The organism is Aquimarina algiphila (assembly GCF_007489275.1).
GTDB lineage: Bacteria > Bacteroidota > Bacteroidia > Flavobacteriales > Flavobacteriaceae > Aquimarina > Aquimarina algiphila.
Genome location: NZ_VLNR01000043.1, coordinates 36,516 through 59,296 on the forward strand (window position 1 = coordinate 36,516; position 22,781 = coordinate 59,296).

Annotated in this window: 14 protein-coding genes and 1 pseudogene; 7 read left to right on the forward strand and 8 right to left on the reverse strand. The window is 34.7% G+C overall.

All coding sequences use genetic code 11. From position 1 onward, the window contains the following. The first annotated feature begins 160 nt into the window (after window positions 1-160). Window positions 161-3,583 carry an amidohydrolase family protein gene (locus FOF46_RS18745; protein WP_143917521.1) on the forward strand — a complete coding sequence of 1,141 codons (3,423 nt, stop codon included), beginning with the start codon at window positions 161-163 and terminating at the stop codon, window positions 3,581-3,583. Between the two features lie 81 nt (window positions 3,584-3,664). Here the strand turns inward: FOF46_RS18745 and FOF46_RS18750 are convergent, their stop codons facing one another. Next, window positions 3,665-4,537 carry a bile acid:sodium symporter family protein gene (locus FOF46_RS18750; RefSeq protein WP_143917522.1) on the reverse strand — a complete coding sequence of 291 codons (873 nt, stop codon included), beginning with the start codon at window positions 4,535-4,537 and terminating at the stop codon, window positions 3,665-3,667. Window positions 4,538-4,774: 237 nt separating this feature from the next. Between FOF46_RS18750 and FOF46_RS18755 the strand changes: the two genes are divergently transcribed. The 6 genes from FOF46_RS18755 to FOF46_RS18780 all read left to right on the forward strand — a co-directional run bounded on the left by FOF46_RS18755 (window position 4,775) and on the right by FOF46_RS18780 (window position 13,632). Beyond that, window positions 4,775-5,509: a glycoside hydrolase family 25 protein gene (locus tag FOF46_RS18755; RefSeq protein WP_143917523.1), complete on the forward strand. Its 735-nt coding sequence runs from the start codon at window positions 4,775-4,777 to the stop codon at window positions 5,507-5,509. A 168-nt stretch (window positions 5,510-5,677) separates the two neighbouring features. After that, complete coding sequence (locus FOF46_RS18760; protein ID WP_109433857.1) at window positions 5,678-7,270, forward strand: solute:sodium symporter family transporter; 1,593 nt, start codon at window positions 5,678-5,680, stop codon at window positions 7,268-7,270. Window positions 7,271-7,303: 33 nt separating this feature from the next. After that, window positions 7,304-9,121, forward strand: a complete 1,818-nt coding sequence (locus FOF46_RS18765) for a glycoside hydrolase family 36 protein (RefSeq protein ID WP_109433858.1) — start codon at window positions 7,304-7,306, stop codon at window positions 9,119-9,121. A 1-nt stretch (window position 9,122) separates the two neighbouring features. Next, entirely contained in the window at window positions 9,123-12,206 is a 3,084-nt protein-coding gene (gene lacZ, locus FOF46_RS18770) for a beta-galactosidase, LacZ type (protein ID WP_143917524.1), read from the forward strand. A gap of 293 nt (window positions 12,207-12,499) precedes the next feature. Next, a complete protein-coding gene (locus tag FOF46_RS33095; protein ID WP_143917525.1) occupies window positions 12,500-12,994 on the forward strand; it encodes a GtrA family protein in 495 nt (164 codons plus the stop codon). A gap of 32 nt (window positions 12,995-13,026) precedes the next feature. Then, window positions 13,027-13,632 (forward strand): methyltransferase domain-containing protein, encoded by a 606-nt coding sequence (locus FOF46_RS18780; RefSeq protein WP_143917526.1) that lies wholly within the window; start codon window positions 13,027-13,029, stop codon window positions 13,630-13,632. 4 nt (window positions 13,633-13,636) lie between these two features. Here FOF46_RS18780 and FOF46_RS18785 read toward each other — a convergent pair whose 3' ends face one another. From FOF46_RS18785 to FOF46_RS32600, 7 genes and pseudogenes are all read right to left on the reverse strand, one after another. Then, entirely contained in the window at window positions 13,637-15,724 is a 2,088-nt protein-coding gene (locus FOF46_RS18785; RefSeq protein ID WP_143917527.1) for an alpha-ketoacid dehydrogenase subunit alpha/beta, read from the reverse strand. Between the two features lie 49 nt (window positions 15,725-15,773). After that, a complete protein-coding gene (locus FOF46_RS18790) occupies window positions 15,774-16,847 on the reverse strand; it encodes a branched-chain amino acid aminotransferase (RefSeq protein WP_143917528.1) in 1,074 nt (357 codons plus the stop codon). An 84-nt stretch (window positions 16,848-16,931) separates the two neighbouring features. Beyond that, window positions 16,932-18,206, reverse strand: a complete 1,275-nt coding sequence (locus FOF46_RS18795) for a dihydrolipoamide acetyltransferase family protein (RefSeq protein WP_244299665.1) — start codon at window positions 18,204-18,206, stop codon at window positions 16,932-16,934. A gap of 178 nt (window positions 18,207-18,384) precedes the next feature. Then, window positions 18,385-18,981 carry an acyltransferase gene (locus tag FOF46_RS18800; RefSeq protein WP_109433865.1) on the reverse strand — a complete coding sequence of 199 codons (597 nt, stop codon included), beginning with the start codon at window positions 18,979-18,981 and terminating at the stop codon, window positions 18,385-18,387. 209 nt (window positions 18,982-19,190) lie between these two features. After that, window positions 19,191-19,943 carry an enoyl-CoA hydratase/isomerase family protein gene (locus tag FOF46_RS18805; RefSeq protein WP_143917530.1) on the reverse strand — a complete coding sequence of 251 codons (753 nt, stop codon included), beginning with the start codon at window positions 19,941-19,943 and terminating at the stop codon, window positions 19,191-19,193. Between the two features lie 145 nt (window positions 19,944-20,088). After that, window positions 20,089-22,587, reverse strand: coding sequence for a phenylacetic acid degradation bifunctional protein PaaZ (gene paaZ, locus FOF46_RS18810; protein WP_143917531.1), 2,499 nt, complete (start codon window positions 22,585-22,587; stop codon window positions 20,089-20,091). Between the two features lie 76 nt (window positions 22,588-22,663). Continuing rightward, window positions 22,664-22,781: pseudogene (locus FOF46_RS32600) on the reverse strand (IS982 family transposase); the annotation flags it as partial.

A 22,781-nucleotide genomic window follows, 5' to 3' on the forward strand; every position in this document is an offset into this window, starting at 1 on the left:
CAGTAAATTAGATATTTTTAAAATTTTAGCTCAAAGAAAAACACAAAGCATGATATTATATATAACAAAACTTTATGATAGTCAACGTTAAAGCAGAAATACAGCGCATTAGTTTATTATCTATATTTACTTATTCAAATAAATTCAACATTCTCAATCAATGAAATCGCACATCTTTCTTAGAGTTACTTCTCTATTTCTATTTTTAAGCACTTTTATCGGCATTTCTCAAAACAAAAAAAAAGAAAAGGATACTATAAAAAAGGCTACTAAAGAACTTCCTTTGGAGCCTACCCGTACCATATCATTTACCACAGACAAGGGAACATGGATTTCTTTAGATGTGAGTCCCGATGGAAAAACTATCGTATTTGATCTTATGGGTGATATTTACACCATTCCTATTACCGGTGGTAAAGCAAACCAAGTTACTAGTGGGATGTCCTATGACGTGCATCCCAGATATAGTCCTGATGGTAAATCATTAGTTTTCATCTCTGACAAAAGTGGTTCTGATAATATTTGGACTTTAGATCTTACGTCCAAAGAAGATAAACAGATCACTAAAGAAGAAAAGCATAATTTCTTTTCTGCAGAATGGACTCCAGATGGAGAGTATATTGTAGGCGGTAAAGGGCGAAGAAATATTAAACTTCATATTTACCATAAAGAAGGTGGCTCCGGAAGTCAATTGTTTGAAAAACCAAAAGATATAAAAGCTATTGATCCTGCCTTTAGCGCAGATGGAAAATTGCTTTATTTTTCTAGACGTAAAGGTTCCTGGAACTATAATGCCCAGTTACCACAATATCAAATTGGAACTTACGACATGGAAGATGGTGATATGGCGGTGGTAACCTCCAGATATGGTTCTGCTTTTACTCCCACTTTATCTAATGATGGAAATTGGTTAGTATATGGCACACGTTTCGAGCAGGAAACTGGATTGGTATTACGCAATTTAAAAACAGGAGAAGAACGCTGGTTAGCATACCCCGTTCAACGTGATGAACAAGAATCCATAGCTCCATTAGGAGTGTTACCTGCAATGTCTTTTACTCCTGACAATAAAAATCTCGTTACTTCATATGGCGGAAAAATATACTCTATCTCTTTGGCTAATAATACAGCCAAAGAAATTCCTTTTCAAGTTGATGTCAAACTTGACTTAGGGCCTCAGTTAGCCTTCAAATATCCTATTAAAGATAACAAAAGTGCCTTAGTTACTCAAATACGTGACGCTAAGCCTTCTCCAGATGGTTCCAGACTTGCATTTACTGCTTTAAATAGATTGTATGTAATGAATTTACCCAATGGTACTCCCAGACGTTTGACCACAAATAATTATACAGAGGCACAGCCTACATGGTCTCCAGACGGGAAACACATTGTTTTCACCACTTGGAAAAAAGGAGGAGGTCATTTATTCAAAATTAATGTTGATGGTCGTGCGAAACCTACTCAATTGACAAGAGAGCCTGGTATTTATACCAACCCCTCCTGGTCATATTCTGCAAACCGAATTGCATTTCACAGGGGATCAGCACAAACTTATGATGATGCATTTAATCCATTTTCAAGTCGGGCTCAGGAAGATTTAGTATGGATAGATAGTAATGGAGGTGTCATTAATTTTATTGATAAAACCAAAGGAAGGCAAGATCCTCATTTTACCAAAATAGATAACCGCATATATTTAAATCATAATGAAAAAGGGTTAATCTCTATTCGTTGGGACGGATCTGATGAAAAAGAACATTTAAAATTAACCGGAATCACCACATATGGCTCTCAGGATATTTTTGGGAAAGATCATCACGATGCTATGAGTGCAAATGCATTACCTTCATCAGAAGAAGGATGGCGTGATAAAAGTAAAGCTTCTAAACCATCAGAAATACAAATTTCGCCTGACGGAAAAACTGCACTGGCACTAATTAATAACGACATCTATACTGTGCTTATTCCTCGATATGGGAAAACACCTTCAATTTCATTAGCAAAAGCAGATGGTGCTGCATTCCCTGCGATGAAACTAACAATAATAGGAGGAGAATTTCCTGTTTGGTCCTCAGACAGTAAAAAAGTACACTGGTCTTTAGGAGCTAGTCATTTTAGATATGATGTTGAAGCAGGAAAAAAGTTCAATGATAGCTTGGTGGCTGCCAAAAAAAAGGAAGAAGAACTTAAAAAAGCCGAAAAAAAATCAGATTCTACAAAAACTGATAAAAATGATAGCAAAGAAGATAAAGACAAAAAGAAGGATCCAAAATTTGAAGCAAAAGAATTTAAAATAAAAGTAAACTATGAGAAGGATATTCCAAAAGGCACCTTACTTTTAAAAGGAGGGCGTATCATAACTATGAACGGAAATGAAGTCATTGATAACGGAGATATTCTTATAGAAAACAACAGAATTAAAGCTATTGGCACGTCTGGAAGTTTAACCGTATCAGGGGATACCAAAATCATTGATGTTTCTGGCAAAACACTAATACCAGGTTTTATAGATACCCATGCACATATGTGGCCATATTGGGGTGTACATAAAAATCAAGTCTGGATGTACTCTGCTAATCTAGCCTATGGTGTAACTACAACAAGGGACCCTCAGACAGGTACAACAGATGTACTCACGTATTCGGACATGGTAGAATCAGGGATGATTCACGGCCCTCGAGTATATAGCACTGGTCCTGGTGTTGGGTATTGGAAATATAAAATAGAAAGTTTGGACCATGCCAAGGAGGTACTAAAACAATATAGTGAATACTATAATACCAAAAGTATTAAAATGTACCTGGTAGGTAATCGCAAACAAAGACAATGGATTATGATGGCTGCCAAAGAATTAAAGTTAATGCCAACTACCGAAGGAGGTTTAGACTTTAAGTTAAATATGACTCAATTATTAGATGGATATCCTGGCCATGAACACTCATTACCCATTTATCCGATTTATAAAGATGTAGTAAAAACAATTGCAGATTCAAAAATGGCAGTCACACCAACATTATTAGTATCCTATGGTGGACCTTGGGCAGAAAATTATTATTACTCTCGTGAAAATGTTTGGGGAGATCAAAAAATACAATATTTTACTCCATACGAAGAATTAGCACAAAAGTCTAGAAGAAGACCCGGTTGGTTCATGGACGAAGAACATATTTTTAAAAAACATGCAGAATTCATGAAAGATCTGGTCGAAGCTGGTGGATTGGCTGGTGTAGGGAGTCATGGACAACTCCAAGGTCTAGGTTTTCATTGGGAGTTGTGGTCTGTCCAGAGCGGAGGAATGAAAAATCATGATGCTCTTAAGGTAGCCACGGCACTCGGTGCCGAAGCTTTAGGATTAGATACCGATTTAGGAAGTCTGGAAAAAGGAAAACTAGCTGACATCCTGATTCTTTCAAAGAATCCATTAGAAAACATACGCAATACGAATACGCTTACTCATGTAATTAAAAATGGTAGGGTATACAATGCTGACACTCTGGATGAAGTTTGGCCAAAAGAACAAAAAGCAGAAATTTTTCATTGGCAAACCAAAAAACCTAAAGGAATACCAGGTATCAAAAAGTAAATAATTCCAATTCAATAAGATATAGATTTAAAAAAAGCGTTCAATTTCTTGAACGCTTTTTTTATACTTTTTTCAGGAATCTCACTCATTAACATCTTGTCTTTTACTTTTTTTAATTCCAAAATAAACAGCAATACCTCCTGTGAAGAACATTAACAAACTATATACTGCAGGGGCAATGGCAAATGAAGTATTCTCTAATAAAACTATGGCTATAGTAATTGCCAGAGTTCCGTTTTGAATTCCCGATTCAATTGAAATTGAAATGGCACTTTTATTTTTAATCTTAAATAGCCTGGCAGAATAATACCCAACTACCATGGTTAAAACATTTAAACATAATGCCACAGTACCTGCTTGATCAAAATAAGAAACGAAATTATCTTTTTCTTTAATAGTAATTCCAACAATAACCAATGCTAATACAACGCCAGAAGCAATCCGTACAGGTTTTGCCATCCTTAAAGCAAACCCTTCATTGTATTTTCTAATAATCATACCAATACTAACCGGAATAATGGTTATGACCAAAATCTGAATGATAGTATTAATAATATCCAGTTTAATCATTTGTCCTTCATCCAGAAAATGTAGTAATGCAAAATTTATAATAAAAGGTATCGTTAAAATAGTAACAAAACTACTTATTGCCGTTAATGTAACTGATAATGCAATATCTCCTTTGGCTAAGTGAGATATTAAATTTGATGTAGGACCGCCAGGACAAGCTGCCAAAATCATAATTCCTATAGCAACCTCTGGCTGTAAAGGAAATAAAGATGCCAAAGCAAACCCCAAGATAGGAAGAAGAATAATTTGATTCGTTAGCCCTACTGCAATAGCTTTAGGATAGGTAAAAATTCTTTTAAAATCATCAACCACTAGAGATAAACCCATTCCAAGCATTATAATAATCAGTGATGATGCTAAAACAATTGTTGATATACTATCCATAATGTATCGGTTCTTATTGAGTAACCAATATAAAAATTTATACTGATATTAAGATGAGTTGATATTACTTTATAGTGCGTATCAATTACGTGGAGATACTTATAGGCATTCTTTTAAAAAATTTATAAATTTAAAATCACAAAAAAATAACAACTTTACTAAAGCCTTACCATGGACTTTAACCAAAGATGCTCTGCCTTATAGCTTTTAATACAAACCACTCTTAACCTAACACATATGAAAACTCTCTCTATCATAAACAGTATCTTAATACTATTCTTTTTTTCCTATACGACTACCAATAAAAATACCCCTTGTAACTCTGAAAATGAAAGGCTTGAAAAAGATCCATCTATTTTGGGTATGGATATTTCTCATTTTCAAAATGATATAGATTGGGATGACATTAAAGAAGATGGAGTTAATTTTGTGTATATTAAAGCTTCTGAAGGCGCACACTTTAAAGATCCAAAATTTAAGAAAAATCACGCTGCTGCAATTAACAACTGTATCTATCGAGGTGCATATCATTTTTATGAAACTGGCACTAACCCAGAGCAGCAAGCTCAAAATTTCATAGCAGCTGTCGATAAACTAGTTTCTGGTGACTTACCTCCTGTCTTAGATCTTGAGCAAGGTGGTATTAAAACTTTGGTAACCAAAGAAACGTATCAAAAAAACACGTTAAAATGGTTAACAATTGTAGAAGAGAAATTAGGCGTTATTCCTATTATATATTGTGACCCTTCTTTTGGAGATGCATATCTTAATCATCCTGATTTTGCCAAATATAAATTGTGGGTAGCAGAATACACTAAAAAATCCCCGAAGGTTCCTGAAACATGGAAAAATAAAGGATGGACTTTTTGGCAAAGAACGGATAGTGAAAAAATAGAAGGTATTAAAGGCAGTGTAGATTACGATATTTTTCAAGGAAAGGCCGATGAGTTCAGAAAATTGTTAAAAAAATAGACCAAAGCAATTCTCTAAAAGTCAAATACATATAAAAATCACCACATGTATATTTCACATTAATAGTTTTTTTAGTTAAATTTGATAGTCTATGCTATTCTACTCTATTTTTGTTTTAAGTAGATATTATCTTTTTGATCATTCTAACTAATTTATAAGTTCATCTTCATGCTCGCTGTTACTACCTTTATACTTTTTACACTACTCGTTGCTTATGTTTCTTATCGAAAAACAAAAGGTGAAGCACTCAATACCTCAGATGGATACTTTCTGGGAGGGAGGAGTCTAGGATGGTTTGTAATTGGGGGGTCTCTTTTTCTAACTAACATGAGTGCCAATAATTTTATTGGTGAAAATGAGCAGGTATATATTGATAGTGTAGCAGTAATGGCATGGGGAATGACTTCTATCCTATCACTTATTATTGTTTCTGAATTCATTTTACCTATTTATCTTCGTAATGGGTCTGTAACCACTCCAGATTTTTTAGAAGATCGATTTGACCCAAGTATAAAAAAATGGATATCCATTATATTTCTTGTAGGATATGTTATAAATATGATGCCTCCTGTATTATATGCAGGAGCAGTTGCTTTTAATGGTATGTTTGATCTATCCGGGGTTTTTGGTTTAAGCAATTGGGCTACCATATGGATTTTGGTATGGTCTATTGGGATTGTAGGAAGTATTTATGCAATTTTTGGGGGATTGAAGGCAATTGCAGTCTCAGATGCCATTAATGGAATAGGATTAGTAATTGGGGGGTTACTCGTACCTTTTTTTGGTTTACTATATATTGGAGATGGTAGTTTTTCTGTAGGGCTTGATATGATTTTAACACAAAACACAGAACATCTTAATGCCATAGGAAAACCAGATTCTCCTGTTCCTTTTAGCACATTATTTACAGGAATGCTATTAGTAAACCTTAATTATTGGGGTACCGAACAATATATCATGCAACGTGTCTTGGGAGCAAAAAACCTCGCTGCAGGTCAAAAAGGTATTGCCTTAGCCAGTGTACTAAAAGTAATCTCCCCTATTTTGCTTAATATCCCTGGATTAATCGCTCTACATATCTATTTTAACATAGAAAATACCGCAGAAATATATCCCAGATTAATTGGCGATGTTATGCCAGAATATTTAACCGGATTTATGGCAGCTATTATTTTTGGGGCAGCATTAACCACTTTTAATTCTGGACTTAATAGTTCAAGTACATTATTTATGCTTAATATATACAAACCTTATTTAAAGCATAAAAACAAAGAGATTGCCGATGTCAGTTTAATAAAAAAAAGTAAATATTTACAAGTATTTTTAGCAATGACAGCTATGTTTATCGCTCCTTTTATTGCTTTTGTTGATGGTGGTTTTTTCGATTATATCCAGAAAGTTGCAGGTTTTTTTAGTGTACCTATTTTCACTATTCTTTTTGTAGGATTTATAACTAAAAAAGTACCTCCTATCGGAGCAAAAGTAGCTTTGATATTTTTTATTACCTGTTATGCCCTTACTCAATTAATATTTGATACTGGTTTACATTTCTTGCATATCATGGCAATTCTCTTTGTAACCAGCACTATAATTATGTTGCTCTTTGGGAAATTCTATCCTATGAAAGTACCATACCAACCTATTGACAAAAAATTAGTAGACATCAGACCTTGGAAATACAGACATATTGTTTCTTTTATTTTGGTATTGATTGTAATCGCAGCGTATATTTTCTTTTCCCCTTTAGGTGTTGCTTCTTAATCTCAATACATAAACTTATAATAACAATCCTATATGGCTAACTTAACAACAAAAGGATGGGATTTTCTCCAGGACATTGGTAAAGATCAACTTCCATATAATGGTATATCTATATACACCAAAACAACACCCTTTGTTTTTGAATTATCAAATCAAGTTCAGAAATTAGAAAAGGGGTTATTTAAAGTCACAATAAAATTACAAGCTTCAACTCTTAAAAATACAAAACCAGTAAAACTAGTCTGGAAAATTCCTGCCATTAATTTAAAAGGAACATGGCTATCTAATTATGAAAGTGACAGACGTATATATGCTGAATTTGATGCCGAGCGTATGCTCGTTTCTCGCACAGCATATGAGGCTCCCGTTATTTCTCTTTTTGGGCATAATGACGAAAACCTACACACGTTTGCCTGTTCAGATGCTATACATACATTATCGTTAGGTGCTGGACTTCGAGAAGAAGATGGTTGGATATATTGTAATGTGATTCTATTCAAAGATCCCGTTCCTGATTTCAACATATACGAACTAAGTATTTTACTTGATTATAGAAAACAACGTTATGAAAATTCACTAAGAAAAGTCAGCTCGTGGTGGGCTTCCATGACCGAGTACACCCCCATGTTTGTGCCAGATATTGCCAAATTACCTATGTACTCTACTTGGTATTCTTATCATCAGGATATTACAACCAAAAGTTTATTAGAAGAGTGCAGGACAGCATCTTTATTAGGATATAAAACAATTATTGTAGATGATGGATGGCAAACTAATGATAGTAATCGTGGTTACGCATTTACGGGGGACTGGTTACCAGAACGTTTTCCCGATATGTCCAATTTTGTGAAGGAAGTTCATGATTTGAATATGAAAATAATGCTTTGGTATTCGGTACCTTTTTTCGGTAAACATTCCACAGCTTTTCAGCAGTTTAAAGGTAAATTTCTTCATTTCTCTGAAGAATTTCAAGCTGCTATTCTTGACCCCAGGTATCCCGAAATTAGAGACTATCTGGTGAATACTTATGCACAAGCACTTAAAAATTGGGATTTGGACGGCTTTAAATTAGACTTTATTGACCATTTTATTCCCTATAAAGATACTGTTTTAACTACCGAAAACGGAAGAGATTATGCAGCTATTGGTCCAGCTGTTGACCGATTGATGACAGATGTAATGAAAGCCTTAACAGCTATAAAACCCGATATTTTAATAGAGTACAGACAACATTATATTGGTCCGGTATTACGAAAATGTGGTAACATGTTTAGAGCACATGATTGCCCTAATGATGCCGTAACCAACAGACGACGAGTCATTGATTTACGATTATTATCAGGTAATACAGCCGTACATTCAGATATGTTTATGTGGAACTATGAAGAATCTGTAGAACTGGCTGCCTTACAATTTCTGAATATATTATTTTCAGTTCCGCAAATATCTGTTAGATTAAATGAAATTTCAGCAACTCATCAACAAATGGTCAACTTTTACACCGAGTATTGGATCAAAAATAGAGATACATTGCTGGACAGTTATCTCACAGCAAATGGGCCTTCAGAGAATTATCCATTGATTAAAGCTTCTTCAAAAGAAAAACAAATTATTACTGTACATGCCAATTTGATCATAGAAATATCAGGTGAACATAATATGATTGACATTATTAATGCGAAAACCTCAGAAGATATTATACTACAACATATTCATGATCACATCACATATGATGCTAAAATTTTTGATTGTCTAGGAAACCTTATTGGAAATGCTACAAATACTTTTAAAAAAGGTATGGCATCAATAAAAGTTCCCATTTCTGGAATGATAACCTTATCTGCAATATAAAATGAAAATAGGAATTAATTTTGATAGTAGCCATTTCTGGGAAAACCCTGAAGTTTTTAATATTGGTCAGGAAACACCTCATACCAACTTTATACCTTATCATGATCCAAAATTTTTATTTCAAAATATAAAAGAACAATCCTTATGCTATTTATCTCTCAATGGAGCGTGGAAATTTAAATATGTGGATACTCCCGATAATCGTCCAATAGGTTTTTATGAAGAAACATATGACACCTCTGCATGGGCAGAGATTAAAGTGCCTGCAAATTGGGAATTAGAAGGATATGGGGTTCCTATTTATGTTAACGATCGCTATCCATTTCCTAAAAACCCTCCTCATATTCCTCATAATAATAATCCTGTAGGTTCTTATAAAAAGACGTTTATAATACCTGATGAATGGAAAGATAGACAAGTATTTATTCATTTTGGGTCTGTAAAATCAGCAGCTCACTTTTGGATTAATGGAGAATGGTTAGGATATAATCAGGATTCTATGACTCCGATTGAATTTAATATCACCAAGCACCTTAAAACAGGAGAAAATAACATTGCTGTAGAAGTATATCGTTGGTGTGATGGCTCATATCTGGAGTGTCAGGACTTTTGGCGTTTAAGTGGTATTCAGCGAGACGTATATCTGTTTTCAAGAGATCAGGTTTATATCCAGGATTTTTTTGCCATCGGAAACCTTACTTCAGATTATAATGATGGAGTTTTGGATCTTAAGATTTCACTTCAGAATTTGACACAACACCTTTGGAATGGAACCATACAATGTGAGTTATATTCTGAAAATAGAGAAATCGTACTTTCCAAAAATATTTCATGTACTTCGGTATCAGAAAACGCATCTTTTACCATTCAGGAATTTCTTCATTGTCCAAAAAAATGGACTGCAGAAACTCCTAATCTATATCAATTGTCATTGACCCTGCTAGATCAAGATAATGAAATACTGGAGATTGTAGGATGCAAAGTAGGATTTCGAAAAATAGAAATTAAAAATGCACAACTACTCATTAACGGAAAAGCAATTACAGTACGAGGAGTTAATCGCCATGAACATGATGAAGTAACTGGTCGTATCGTTTCTGAAGAAAGTATGATACAGGATATCAAACTAATGAAACAATATAACATCAATGCTGTGCGTAATAGTCATTATCCCAATGATGCTCGATGGTATGAATTATGTGATGAATATGGACTATATGTTGTAGATGAAGCTAATATAGAAACTCATGGTATGGGTTCTAATTATTCTACCCCTTATGACGAATCCATACATCCTTGCAATTTACCAGAATGGAAAGCAGCACACATGGATAGAGTACGTCGAATGTTTGAACGTACCAAAAACCATCCCTCGATTATTATATGGTCTTTGGGTAATGAAGCTGGAAATGGTTCAAATTTTAAAGCAGCATATCAATGGCTTAAATCAAAGGATGATTCCAGACCAACACAATTCGAACAGGCTGGTGAAGAAGAAAATACTGATATTGTTTGTCCGATGTATCCATCTATTAAGCAGGTCGAAACATATGCTCAAAAAAAACCAAAAAGACCATATATCATGTGCGAATATGCTCATGCTATGGGAAATAGCGTAGGCAACCTAAAGGAGTATTGGGATTTAATCAATAAATATAAAGCCCTACAAGGTGGTTTCATCTGGGATTGGGTAGATCAAGGAATTGAAGGGTATACTGATGATGGCCAAAAATATTGGAAATTTGGCGGTGATTTTGGGCCTTCTAATACACCGAGTGACGGTAATTTTTGTATTAATGGGTTACTATTTCCTGATCGTCAACCTCATCCTGCTATTTGGGAAGTAAAAAAATGTTACCAACCCATTAATTTTAAAGCTATTGATCTTGAAAAAGGTAATATCCAAATCAGTAATGATTTTGATTTTATTTCACTTTCTGATATTAAAATTCGATGGGAGGTTTGGACTCAGGACAAAATATTAAAATCTGGTGTTTTTGAAAAGTTAGATATACCCCCCGGAAAGTCAAAACAATTTCATGTAGAGTACAATACAATTAATGCCTCTACAAATTCAACCTGTTTTCTAAACTTAGCAGCATTGTACTATGGTAATGACAGCTCTATCTCCATAGGGCACGAAATTGCAAAAGAGCAATTTTTATTATTTGATGATCCTAAAATAGAACATCCGGAAAAACCAAATTATGGTGGTCTTTCTGTTCTAAAAAACAAACAAGAATATGTAATCACAGGAGATAATTTCAAGACCTCTATACACACTCTTACGGGGCTCATAAACTCTTATAACTACAAGGGAACCGAATGTATTACTGAAGCAATACGACCTAATTTCTGGAGAGCTCCTAATGATAATGATTTTGGGAATCAGATGCCAGAACGAACTAAAATATGGAGATATGCAGGAATACACACAATATTAAAACACCTTGAAATCCTGCATCAATCATCAACACAAATATGTATTAAAACTGAGCTCTACCTACAAGATGTACAATGTAATTTTGAAATGACATATACTATAGATTCTGAAGGTACTATTCAAATACATTGTGATTTTAAAACAAGGGATCTCAAATTACCAGAATTGCCACGACTTGGGTTGTATTTTAAAGCACCACAGGCTTTTGATCATGTACAGTGGTATGGTCGAGGTCCTTTTGAAAATTATGTAGATCGTAAATATGCTGCTCATATCGGGCTATATGAGAAAAAAATAACAGATATGGCACATCAATATATCAGTCCGCAAGAAACTGGAAATAGAGAAGATACAAAGAGATTAATATTACAAAATATCAACAAAGTTCAGCTACAAATCTTGGGAGAATCTTCTTTTAGCTTTAGTGTTTTACCTTATAGTCCTGAAGCACTAACACAGAAACAACGAGGAAGTATGCATCAATATGATCTAAAAAAAGAAGATGACATTTCTATTTGTCTGGATCATTTACAAATGGGTGTTGGTGGTATTAATTCATGGAGAGCATATCCTTTGGACAAATATCGTTACCAGACTGATGATTATAGTTTTACGTTTCGTTTAAGAGGGCTATATAATTAAAATTGTTGTATTGTAGATACGTATTGTTGCAATGCAGGTTTATATTACTGTACTGCAGATATGACTCATTGTACTGTAGATACTCATTTTTATAATGCAGACACATATTGCAGTACTGTGATGTTCATTTTTATAATGTAGATACCTACTGCAATATTGTAGACACTCATTGTTGTACTATAGATGTGTATTGTAACTCTGCAAATCCCTATTATTGTAATGTAGAAATTCATATTATTAAGTATTGCATAGAGAACGTATCTACTTCTCTTTTGTAACTTCATCTTTTAACTATGAGAAAAGTTATAATTAGATTTATTGACACTTTCTATTTTTTATTTCAGAGATTAATCCCTTTGAAAACATATAGATATGCCTTTTGTGGAGGAAGTAATTTAGTTTTTGACACTATTTTATATTTTGTTTTTTACAACTTTGTTTTCTCAAAACAAAATGTAGACATGGTTGTTTTTGTTTTTAGCCCCCATATAGCATCTTTATTCTTTGTTTTCCCCATTACATTTTTAACAGGTTTCATGCTCAGTAGATATATTACTTTTCAAAATTCAAATTTACCATGTAGAGTTCAATTTTTTAGATATCTTATTGTTGGAATAGGCGCTATTTTAATTAGTTATTGTGCTATGAAGTTTTTAATTGATTTCTTGAAATTCTATCCAACTCCTTCCAGATTTATAACCATAATCTTAACTGTTGTTTATAGTTATATTCTACAAAATAAGTTTAGTTTTAGAGTTGAAAAAAACGATAACTTATTTTTAAAATAGACTATCTTTAATTCTGAAAATAGCACTTTACTATGAATCAAAATCAATCCCAAGAAAATGCATATTGGACACAACGATATACCGAAAATCGTACAGGTTGGGATATTGGATATGTTGCGACTCCTCTAAAAAATTATATTGATCAATTAACCGATAAAACTATTAACATCCTTATTCCTGGAGCCGGGAACGCCTATGAAGCAGAGTATTTATTTCAAAATGGGTTTCATAATGTGTATGTCTTAGATATTTCTCAAACTCCTCTTGATACATTTGCCCAACGGGTTCCTGATTTCCCCAAATCGCAGTTGATATTAGGTGATTTTTTTACTTTAAAAGGGAGTTATGATCTCATTATTGAACAAACCTTTTTTTGCTCCTTTATTCCCACTCCAGAAAACCGATCAACATATGTTCTACAAATGTCAAACCTTCTTAATCCCGACGGGAAATTAGTAGGCCTATGGTTTGATATTCCGCTTACAGACGATATGGAAAAGCGCCCTTTTGGTGGAGATAAAAAAGAGTATTTATCATACCTGGAAACACATTTTGAAACCATTATTTTCGAAAAATGCTATAACTCTATTCCCGAACGACAAGGAAATGAGCTTTTTGGTATTTTTAGGAAAAAATAAAGCCTTAATATTTCAACAATTCATCAATTTTAGCTTTTACTTTCGCTGTAGAAGGAATCATTGTTTGTTCTAATGTACTATTCAATGGAATAGCAGGCATATTTTCTGACCCTATAGTCATAACCGGTGCATCTAAGGATTTAAAACATTCTTCCTGAATTTTTCCTGCCAAAGCTCTGGCAAACGAATTATTACTTGGCTCTTCAGTAACCACAAGACATTTTTTAGTCTTTTTAACCGATTCTATAATCGTTTCTTCGTCCAACGGAAACAGTGTTCGTAAATCAATAATTTCAACAGTGTCTTTTATACTTTTTGTAGCATTCAATGCCCAATGAACTCCCATACCATAAGTAACCACAGTCAATGTTTCTTTTTCATCCTGTGGCCAAATACGTTGTACAATATTAGCTTTCCCAAAGGGCAACACATACTCTTCTGACGGTTCTATAGTTCTTGCTGCTTCCGTTCCTTTAACTTTAGACCAATACAATCCTTTATGCTCTAAAATCACTACTGGATTAGGGTCATAATATGCAGCTTTCATAAGTCCTTTTAGATCAGCACCATTACTTGGATATGCAATCTTGATTCCACGAATATTAGTAACCACTGATTCTACAGAAGAAGAATGATAGGGTCCTCCACTACCATATGCTCCAATAGGCACTCTTAAAATCATAGATACAGGCCATTTTCCGTTAGATAAGTAACAAGATCTACTCACCTCTGTAAACAACTGATTTAATCCTGGCCATATATAATCTGCAAATTGTACCTCTACAATCGGTTTTAAACCTGCGGCAGACATCCCCACTGTTGATCCAACGATAAAGGCCTCCTGGATTGGTGTGTTAAATACACGTTCGTCTCCAAATTTTTGAGCTAATGTTGCTGCTTCTCTAAAAACTCCTCCTAATCGTCCCCCTACATCTTGTCCATACAATAAACATTCTTTGTGTTCCTTCATTAATTCTTCAACCGCAAATAAAGCACAGTCTACCATCACCACTTCTTCCTTATCTGAAGGAGATCGTTCTCCCTTTTCTTCTGTAATAGGTGTTGGCGCAAAATCGTGAGTAAACAGATCCTCTGGTTTGGGATCTTCAGCTTTCATAGCTTCCTGTAAATCCTTAGATACAGTAACTTTTGCATCAGCTTCGATTGTATCTACTTCTTTTTCTGTAAATCCATTCTCAAGCAATTGATTCCTCAATACGGGATATGGATCACGAGAACGAGCCTCCTCTAAGTCATCTCGATACCACTCCATTCTTACTCCAGATGTATGGTGGTTTAATAATGGTACTTTTGCATGTACAAGTATTGGTCTACGTTCTTCCCGTATTGTTTTAATCGCCTCTTGTATCGCCAGATAGCTTTCTGTAAAATTTGCTCCATCAATAGAAATGGCTTCAAGGCCATTAAATCCTGCTGCATATTCAAAAGCGTTTTGCGCTCGGGTTTCGGCTTCATTAGCCGAAATATCCCACCCATTATCCTGCACTAAATATAAAATCGGTAATTGCTTTAGGGCAGCCATCTGAAATGCTTCTGCAATTTCTCCTTCAGTGACCGAAGCATCTCCCAAAGAACACACGACCAGAGGTCTCTTGGATATCTCACTCGTACCTGACTCGTTTTCTGTACTATGATCAATACCTACTAATTCTTTATACTGCATCCCCATAGCCACTCCCGTTGCTGGAATTGCCTGCATCCCTGTCGCCGAGGATTGATGTGGTATTTTAGGTTTATCATCATCCCTTAAACTTGGGTGTGAATAATAAGTTCTTCCTCCAGAAAAAGGATCATCTTTTTTAGCCAATAATTGTAGCATCAGGTCGTATGGGCGCATTCCGATACCTAACAACATCGAATCATCTCTATAATATGGAAACGCATAATCCTGAGGCAATAGTTGCATCGCAGTAGCAATCTGAATAGCTTCATGTCCTCTGGACGTAGCATGTACATATTTAGAAACCGTTTTAAAATTCTCTTCATAGAGCTCGGTCATACTTTTTGCGGTGCATAACGTAGAAAATGCTTTTTGTAATACTTCTTTTGCTATTGTTTTTTGGGCTAACATAATTTTCAAATTTTTGAAATACAGATTGCTTTTTCAAGCATCTAAACATTTATCCTACTTTTTCTTCTGCATTTACTGGTATAATCCAGCCATGTTTATCTTCTCTCTTCTGCATCTTTATTTCATCAAGAGTATTTTTCATATCCTGACTTACTGGGTTATTTTCTGGCAATGTAATTACTTCATCAATATATCCTATTGCTTCTACCATTGCTATAGCAACTGCTGTACCAGTACCAAAAGCTTCCTCTAGTTTTCCTTCTTTTGAAAATGCAATCACTTCATCTATAGTAATCGGGCGTTCCTCTACTTCGAAACCTTTATCATTTAACAAAGTAATTACACTATCTCTGGTAATTCCTTTTAGAATGGATCCATTTGTACTTGGAGTAATAAATCGACCATCGACTTTAAAAAAGATATTCATTGTTCCCACTTCCTGAATATATTTATGCTCATTGGCATCTAACCATAACACTTGATCGTATCCTTTTGCTTTTGCTTTTTCGGTTGGTAAGATGGCTGCAGCATAGTTTCCTGCAGCTTTTGCTTCTCCTGTTCCCCCATCAGCTGCTCTTATATATTCTGTTTCTGCATATAGTCTTATTTTTTTTGTAAAAAATGGTCCCGCAGGAGAACAGATTACAATGAATTTATAGCTTGTCGCTGCACGCATTCCTATAAAAGGTTCATCTGCATACATAAACGGACGTAAATACAATGCACTACCTTCTTGTGGTGGAATCCAATTTTGCTCAACACCGACAATTTGTTTCACAGCTTCTACAAAAAGGGTTTCAGGAACAGCAGGCATTCCCATTCTGGCAGCACTGTGATTAAATCGTTTTGCGTTCTCTTCAGGCCTAAACAACAATGGTGTATTGTTGTTACCAACGGTAGCTTTCATGCCTTCAAAAATTGCTTGACCATAGTGTAAAGCCATCGCAGCCGGGTGTGTTGGAATCAATTCCAGAGGCTCTATTCGAGGGTTTTTCCAAGCTCCGTCTTCATATTCACATACAAACATATGATCAGTAAAAGTTCTTCCCAAAGGAATATTATCAAAATCAATATCCTTTAATTTCGAATTTGAGGTCCTTCTAATTTTGATTTGTTCTTCCATTTTTTTTATATTTTTAATGACTTCGGGTATATACCAACAATCCTCTATCCCTTCCTAAAAGGGAATTTTGTTAACTCTAATTTTTTAAATCTCTCTATTACTATCAAAAGCTTCTAATTCATCACCAACTTTACGTAGAAATGACCCTCCTAGAAATCCATCTACTACTCTATGGTCAAAGGATAAGGATAAATACATCATACTTCGTATTGCAATTTCATCTCCTTTTTCTGTGGTAATTACTTCAGGCCTTTTCTTTATGATTCCTAAAGCTAGAATTGCCACTTCTGGTTGGTTTATAATTGGTGTTCCCATTAGGCTACCAAATGTTCCTACATTAGAAATTGTAAACGTACTTCCTTTAACCTCATCTGGTTTTAAATCATTATTCCTTGCATTATTTGCCAGATGATTCACTCTCTTAGCTAATCCAAGGAGATTCTTCTCGTCTGCGTTTTTCACTACAGGAACAATGAGGTTTCCATTGGGTAATGCTGTTGCCATACCAATGTTAATATCACTATGGACTACAATATTTTTATCATCCACAGAAACATTAATCATTGGATACTCTTGAATTGCTTTTGCAACTGCTTCTACAAAAATTGGTGTAAACGTTAGTTTCTCTCCATGTTTTTCCTGAAATGCTATTTTCACTTTATTTCTCCAATTCACAATATTGGTTACATCAACTTCGATATAACTCGTCACATGAGGAGATGTATGTTTAGAGTACACCATATGATCTGCGATCATTTTACGCATACGATCCATTTCTACAATACGGTCTTTACCCTCTACAAATGCAACAGGTGGAGCATTATAGCTCGATTTGGGAGCTTCTAACTGCGGTCTGCTTGGCAAAGGATACTTTCTGTTTTTTATATAGTGCATCACATCGCTTTTGCGAATTCGACCCTCTGTTCCTGTTCCCTGAATGCTTTGTACTTCTTCTAATGTTAAGTTTTCTTTTTGGGCTATACTAAGTACTAATGGAGATAAAAATGCATCTGGATTAGACACCAGTTTTTGAGTTGTATATTCTCTTTTTGGGTTTGAGGCAGATATTTCTTTATTTTTTATCGAAAGAGTCTCTTTAGTAACAGAAACATTTTCTTTGGTTATTGTCTTCTTAGTTCCTTGAATAGTATCTTCATTAATAATAGCAATCACTTTTCCTATTTCGACTACTTCGTTAGATTGAAACAATATTTCTGTAATTACTCCTGCACAAGGAGAAGGAACTTCAGAATCTACCTTATCTGTAGCTACTTCTAAAATGGTTTCATCTTCTTCTACTGTATCGCCTACATTCTTTAACCAATTAAGAATGGTAGCTTCTGATATACTTTCGCCCATTTTGGGCATTTTTAATTCAATTATTGCCATTTTGGTTAACTAATGTTTGTTAGTTTAATATTTATACTATGTTATTTATCATTAACTTTTTTGTCATTCCAGCATAGGCTGGAATCCATCACTTCATTTTCTGTTATTATAGATCCCAGATCAAGTCTGGGATGACAAATTTTATGGTCTATTTATTCTTAAATTCTTCTAATGTTTTATAAAACGCATCTTGCATTGGTCGATCCTTTGGCACTTCCCGCAAAGGTTCGACCTCCTGTAATGATTCAAAACAATCTCCAGGTAACTCCTGATACAATCGTGTTCCTTTTGTTTTCCAAGCGATCATATCATCACTTACCTCCTTGATCACTTTGGCTGGATTTCCTATAATTAAACTTCGTTTTGGAAATATTGTATTTGCTTTTACAAAAGACATTGCTCCCACGATACATTCATCTCCTATCTCTGCATCGTCCATAATTACCGTATTCATTCCTATCAAACAATTTCTGCCTAAATTTGCACCGTGAATCACTGCTCCGTGTCCAATATGTGCACTTTCTTTGAGTACAATTGATTTCCCCGGAAACATATGTACAGTACAGTTTTCTTGTACATTAACTCCATCTTCAAGGATAATTTCACCCCAATCACCACGTATTGCAGCTCCAGGACCGATATAGCAATTTTTTCCTATAATTACATTTCCAGTTACTGCAGCTAATGGATGTACAAAACTACTTTCGTGTACTACAGGTATATATCCTTTGAAGCTATAAATCATTGTTAAACATCAAATTATAAATGTGAAATCTAAAAATCTAAAGTAAGCAGTAATCATATTTAATAACTTTTGCATTTAGTATTTTACATTTTTCGGTTTTATATTTTAAAATCTCTTACATTAAGAATAATACTTGCCGAAAATTTCATAAGCCTTTCTTGTAAATCATATTTTTGATTCATCCCATTTTATAATTTACACTTTCAACCCTATTTAAACCTTTTTAAAGTTTCTTTGGTAAAATCGCTTAGTACTAATCGTCCACTAATTACAGCTCTATCAGCCAATAGTGTATCCCAATCTTCTGTTCCTGTCCAGAATGCTTTTTTCATATCTGCCATTGCTTCTGGGTTATACGTACATAAATGTTCTGCAAAAACTTTCACTTCTGCATCCAAAGTTTCTATATCTTCAAAAACCTTGGTGAACAATCCTTTATCTTTGGCCCATTCTGCATCATAAAATGAATTTGCATCAATTGCAATCTGTGTCATTGCAGATAACCCTATTTTACGTTCTACAGCTGGCCCTACAACAAATGGTCCTATCCCAACATTAAGTTCGCTTAGCTTTATTGATGCATATTTTGTCGCCATACAGTAATCGGTTGCTGAAGCAAGTCCTACTCCCCCACCTACAGTTTTACCCTGTACCCGTCCAATAATGAATTTTGGGCATTTTCGCATAGCGTTAATCACATTAGCAAAACCAGAGAAAAATACTTTTCCAGTTTCGGCATCATTAATATTGATCAATTCTTTAAAACTCGCTCCGGCACAAAAGGTTCTATCTCTGCCACTTTTTAATACTATTACTTTGATCTCATCATTAGTTCCAGCTTCTGTAATAGTTTGTGCTAGTTTTGCCAGAATATCTCCGGGTAACGAATTATGAGCAGGATGAAAAAATTCTATAATCCCAACTTGATTTTCTATATTTATATTTACGTATGGTTGTGTCAATTTAAATATCAAATTTTAAATGTAAAAGTGTAAAGTCTTAAGTAATGATATGTTACTTTTTTATTTAACATTTTACATTTTTCGGTTTTACATTCTTTATATATCACATTTCCTTCGACAGACTCAGGATGACATTTATTTTTATTTAATCAAAAAGTCCAAATTGTTCAAAGTGATGATTCAAATGTTTTACGTTTAATAAGTCCCATTCAAATTTATTCATCTCTCCAAATACTGCATTTTTGGTTATAGCATTTGGGTTTTCTTTAAAATACACTTCAAACTCATTAAGAGCCTCTATCAGCTTTAACTTTGCAGCGGTCAAATCTGGATGCATTAACTCTTCCAATTCACCTTCTTTCATCAAAGGATGTTGATGTCCTTTTGGCATTGGTTTATGATTATATACCATCTCCTGTACTTTCTCGAGATATTTCTCTGGCGTAGCAATCTCAAAATCCTGAATTTCGCCAGATCCAATTCTAATCGTCTTCTCGATATGTTCAACCATGTGCTGTGGTGATAATATGCCCCACTTAGGTTTAGTATCTTCTGCTAATTTTGCTAAATATCCTTCGATATTTGATCTGTCAACTTGTATAAATGGAGATTTCTTTTGTACCATCGTTAGAATAGTAGCTATTGCTGCTAATTCATCTTCCTGATCAAATACTTCTACAAACCATTTTACAATTCCGCTAGGGAGTTCTTTGCCTCTATGATCCCGATCTACCTTTTGTTTACATGTTAATCTTACGTAAACAGTATCATTATGATAAATAGGTCTTAGAAACCTGCATTCTTCTAGTCCATAGTTCGCAGCTACCGGGCCTTTATTAGGATACACAAATAAACCAGCTGCAGCGGCAAGGATAAAATATCCATGAGCAGTTCGTTTTTCAAAGATACTTCCTTCTAAGGATGTAATATCGGTATGTGCATAGAAGTGATCCCATGTAAGGTTTCCAAAATTAATAATATCAGTATCGGTTACTGTACGTTTATGAGTTTTGATAGACATTCCTGGCTCTATATCTTCCCAATGATATGAAAATGGATGTTTTTCAGACACTTTATATTTAGAATTTGCCTGGTAAATGCCTGTTACTTCTGTTAGTGTTGTTGGTGTACCTTGTATAGCACATCGTTGCATAAAATGCTTGATACCACGCATTCCTCCCATTTCTTCTCCTCCTCCGGCTCTTCCCGGACCTCCATGAGTTAGTAACGGCAATGGAGATCCATGACCTGTGCTCTGCTTTGCATTTTCTCTATTTCCTACCAAAATACGTCCATGATGCGAAGCCGCTCCTACGATATAATCTCTTGCGATCTTATCATCATATGTAAAAATAGAAGATACTAATGATCCTTTACCCATTTGAGATAACGTAATCGCATCCTCCAAAGTATCATAAGGCATGATTGTAGATACTGGTCCAAAAGCTTCAATTTCATGAACATTTGTATTTTTAAATGGCTCATCTTCTCTTAGTAAAATCGGAGAGACAAAAGCTCCCTTTTGAGCATCTGCTCCAATGGTTTCTATTTTATCCAAATCACCATATACCAGCTGTGCTGTTTTAGCAATTTCTGTAACATTATTTCTAAAACTTTCTACCTGCTTTTTACTAGCTAAGGCTCCCATTCGTACTTCTTTCAACCTTGGATCTCCTATAGTAACTTTATCTAACTGTTGACCTAAAGCTATTTGTACATCTTCAACCAAAGTAGCTGGTACAATAATCCTACGAATAGCAGTACATTTCTGACCAGATTTTACTGTCATTTCTTTTCTGACTTCTTTAATAAACAGGTCAAATTCTGGTGTTCCCGGCACTGCATCTTTTCCTAGCACAGAAGCATTTAAAGAATCTGCTTCCATTGTAAAAGGAACGGATTCTTCTATTAACCTTGGATGTGCTTTGAGTATTCTTCCTGTATGTGCAGAACCTGTAAACGTCACTACATCTTGAGAAGATACCGTATCCAATATTGACTTTGTCATTCCGCTAAGCAATTGTAAAGCGCCTTCTGGTAATATTCCTGAATCTATAATTACCCGTACTACTGCTTCGGTCAAATATGCGGTTTGTGGTGCTGGTAAAACTACCGCAGGTACTCCAGCCATCCAGTTTGTAGCACACTTTTCTAACATTCCCCATATAGGGAAATTAAATGCATTAATATGCACTGCTACTCCTCTTTTAGGCACTAAAATATGATGTGCCATAAACCTTCCTCCTCGGGAGAGATCTATTGGATCCCCTTCTACATGATAAGACTGATTTGGAAAAAGTTTTCTTAGAGATGCATTGGCAAACAGGTTTCCAAAGCCTCCCTCGATATCTATCCAACTATCAATTCGAGTAGCTCCAGAACGGTAACTTAATTCATAAAATTCTTCTTTTCGCTTGGTAAGAAATAATGCTAAGGTTTTAAGCATATTTCCACGCTCTTGAAAGGTCATTTTTCTAAGAATTTCTCCTCCTTTAGTTCTACCATATTGTAATACTTCCGGAATATCTAATCCATCAGTCGTAGAATGACCAATAACTTCGCCTGTAACAGCATCATGCATTACCATTCCGTCTCCGGAACCGGCAACCCATTTCCCATTTATGTAGCTTTCTAGTTTTTTCATAAGTCAACCCTTTAACCCCAAAAGGGGAATTCTTAGGTGGGTGTTTTTTTATTATACTTTATAACCCGTTGTGCATTTAGTTAATATTAATTTTTAGGTTGTTTATATTTCTGTTGAATTCAAACCTATTGATATATTGAATAATGGTCATTGCTGTGATCTTTGATAAGATTCTATTTTTAAATCCATCAAAA

What these genes read in the sequence shown, in the direction of transcription:
- FOF46_RS18745 (WP_143917521.1), top strand. Translation starts at nt 161, where the DNA reads ATGAAATCGCACATCTTTCTTAGAGTTACTTCTCTATTTCTATTTTTA.
- FOF46_RS18750 (WP_143917522.1), bottom strand. Translation starts at nt 4,537, where the DNA reads ATGGATAGTATATCAACAATTGTTTTAGCATCATCACTGATTATTATA.
- FOF46_RS18755 (WP_143917523.1), top strand. Translation starts at nt 4,775, where the DNA reads ATGAAAACTCTCTCTATCATAAACAGTATCTTAATACTATTCTTTTTT.
- FOF46_RS18760 (WP_109433857.1), top strand. Translation starts at nt 5,678, where the DNA reads ATGCTCGCTGTTACTACCTTTATACTTTTTACACTACTCGTTGCTTAT.
- FOF46_RS18765 (WP_109433858.1), top strand. Translation starts at nt 7,304, where the DNA reads ATGGCTAACTTAACAACAAAAGGATGGGATTTTCTCCAGGACATTGGT.
- lacZ (WP_143917524.1), top strand. Translation starts at nt 9,123, where the DNA reads ATGAAAATAGGAATTAATTTTGATAGTAGCCATTTCTGGGAAAACCCT.
- FOF46_RS33095 (WP_143917525.1), top strand. Translation starts at nt 12,500, where the DNA reads ATGAGAAAAGTTATAATTAGATTTATTGACACTTTCTATTTTTTATTT.
- FOF46_RS18780 (WP_143917526.1), top strand. Translation starts at nt 13,027, where the DNA reads ATGAATCAAAATCAATCCCAAGAAAATGCATATTGGACACAACGATAT.
- FOF46_RS18785 (WP_143917527.1), bottom strand. Translation starts at nt 15,724, where the DNA reads ATGTTAGCCCAAAAAACAATAGCAAAAGAAGTATTACAAAAAGCATTT.
- FOF46_RS18790 (WP_143917528.1), bottom strand. Translation starts at nt 16,847, where the DNA reads ATGGAAGAACAAATCAAAATTAGAAGGACCTCAAATTCGAAATTAAAG.
- FOF46_RS18795 (WP_244299665.1), bottom strand. Translation starts at nt 18,206, where the DNA reads ATGGGCGAAAGTATATCAGAAGCTACCATTCTTAATTGGTTAAAGAAT.
- FOF46_RS18800 (WP_109433865.1), bottom strand. Translation starts at nt 18,981, where the DNA reads ATGATTTATAGCTTCAAAGGATATATACCTGTAGTACACGAAAGTAGT.
- paaZ (WP_143917531.1), bottom strand. Translation starts at nt 22,587, where the DNA reads ATGAAAAAACTAGAAAGCTACATAAATGGGAAATGGGTTGCCGGTTCC.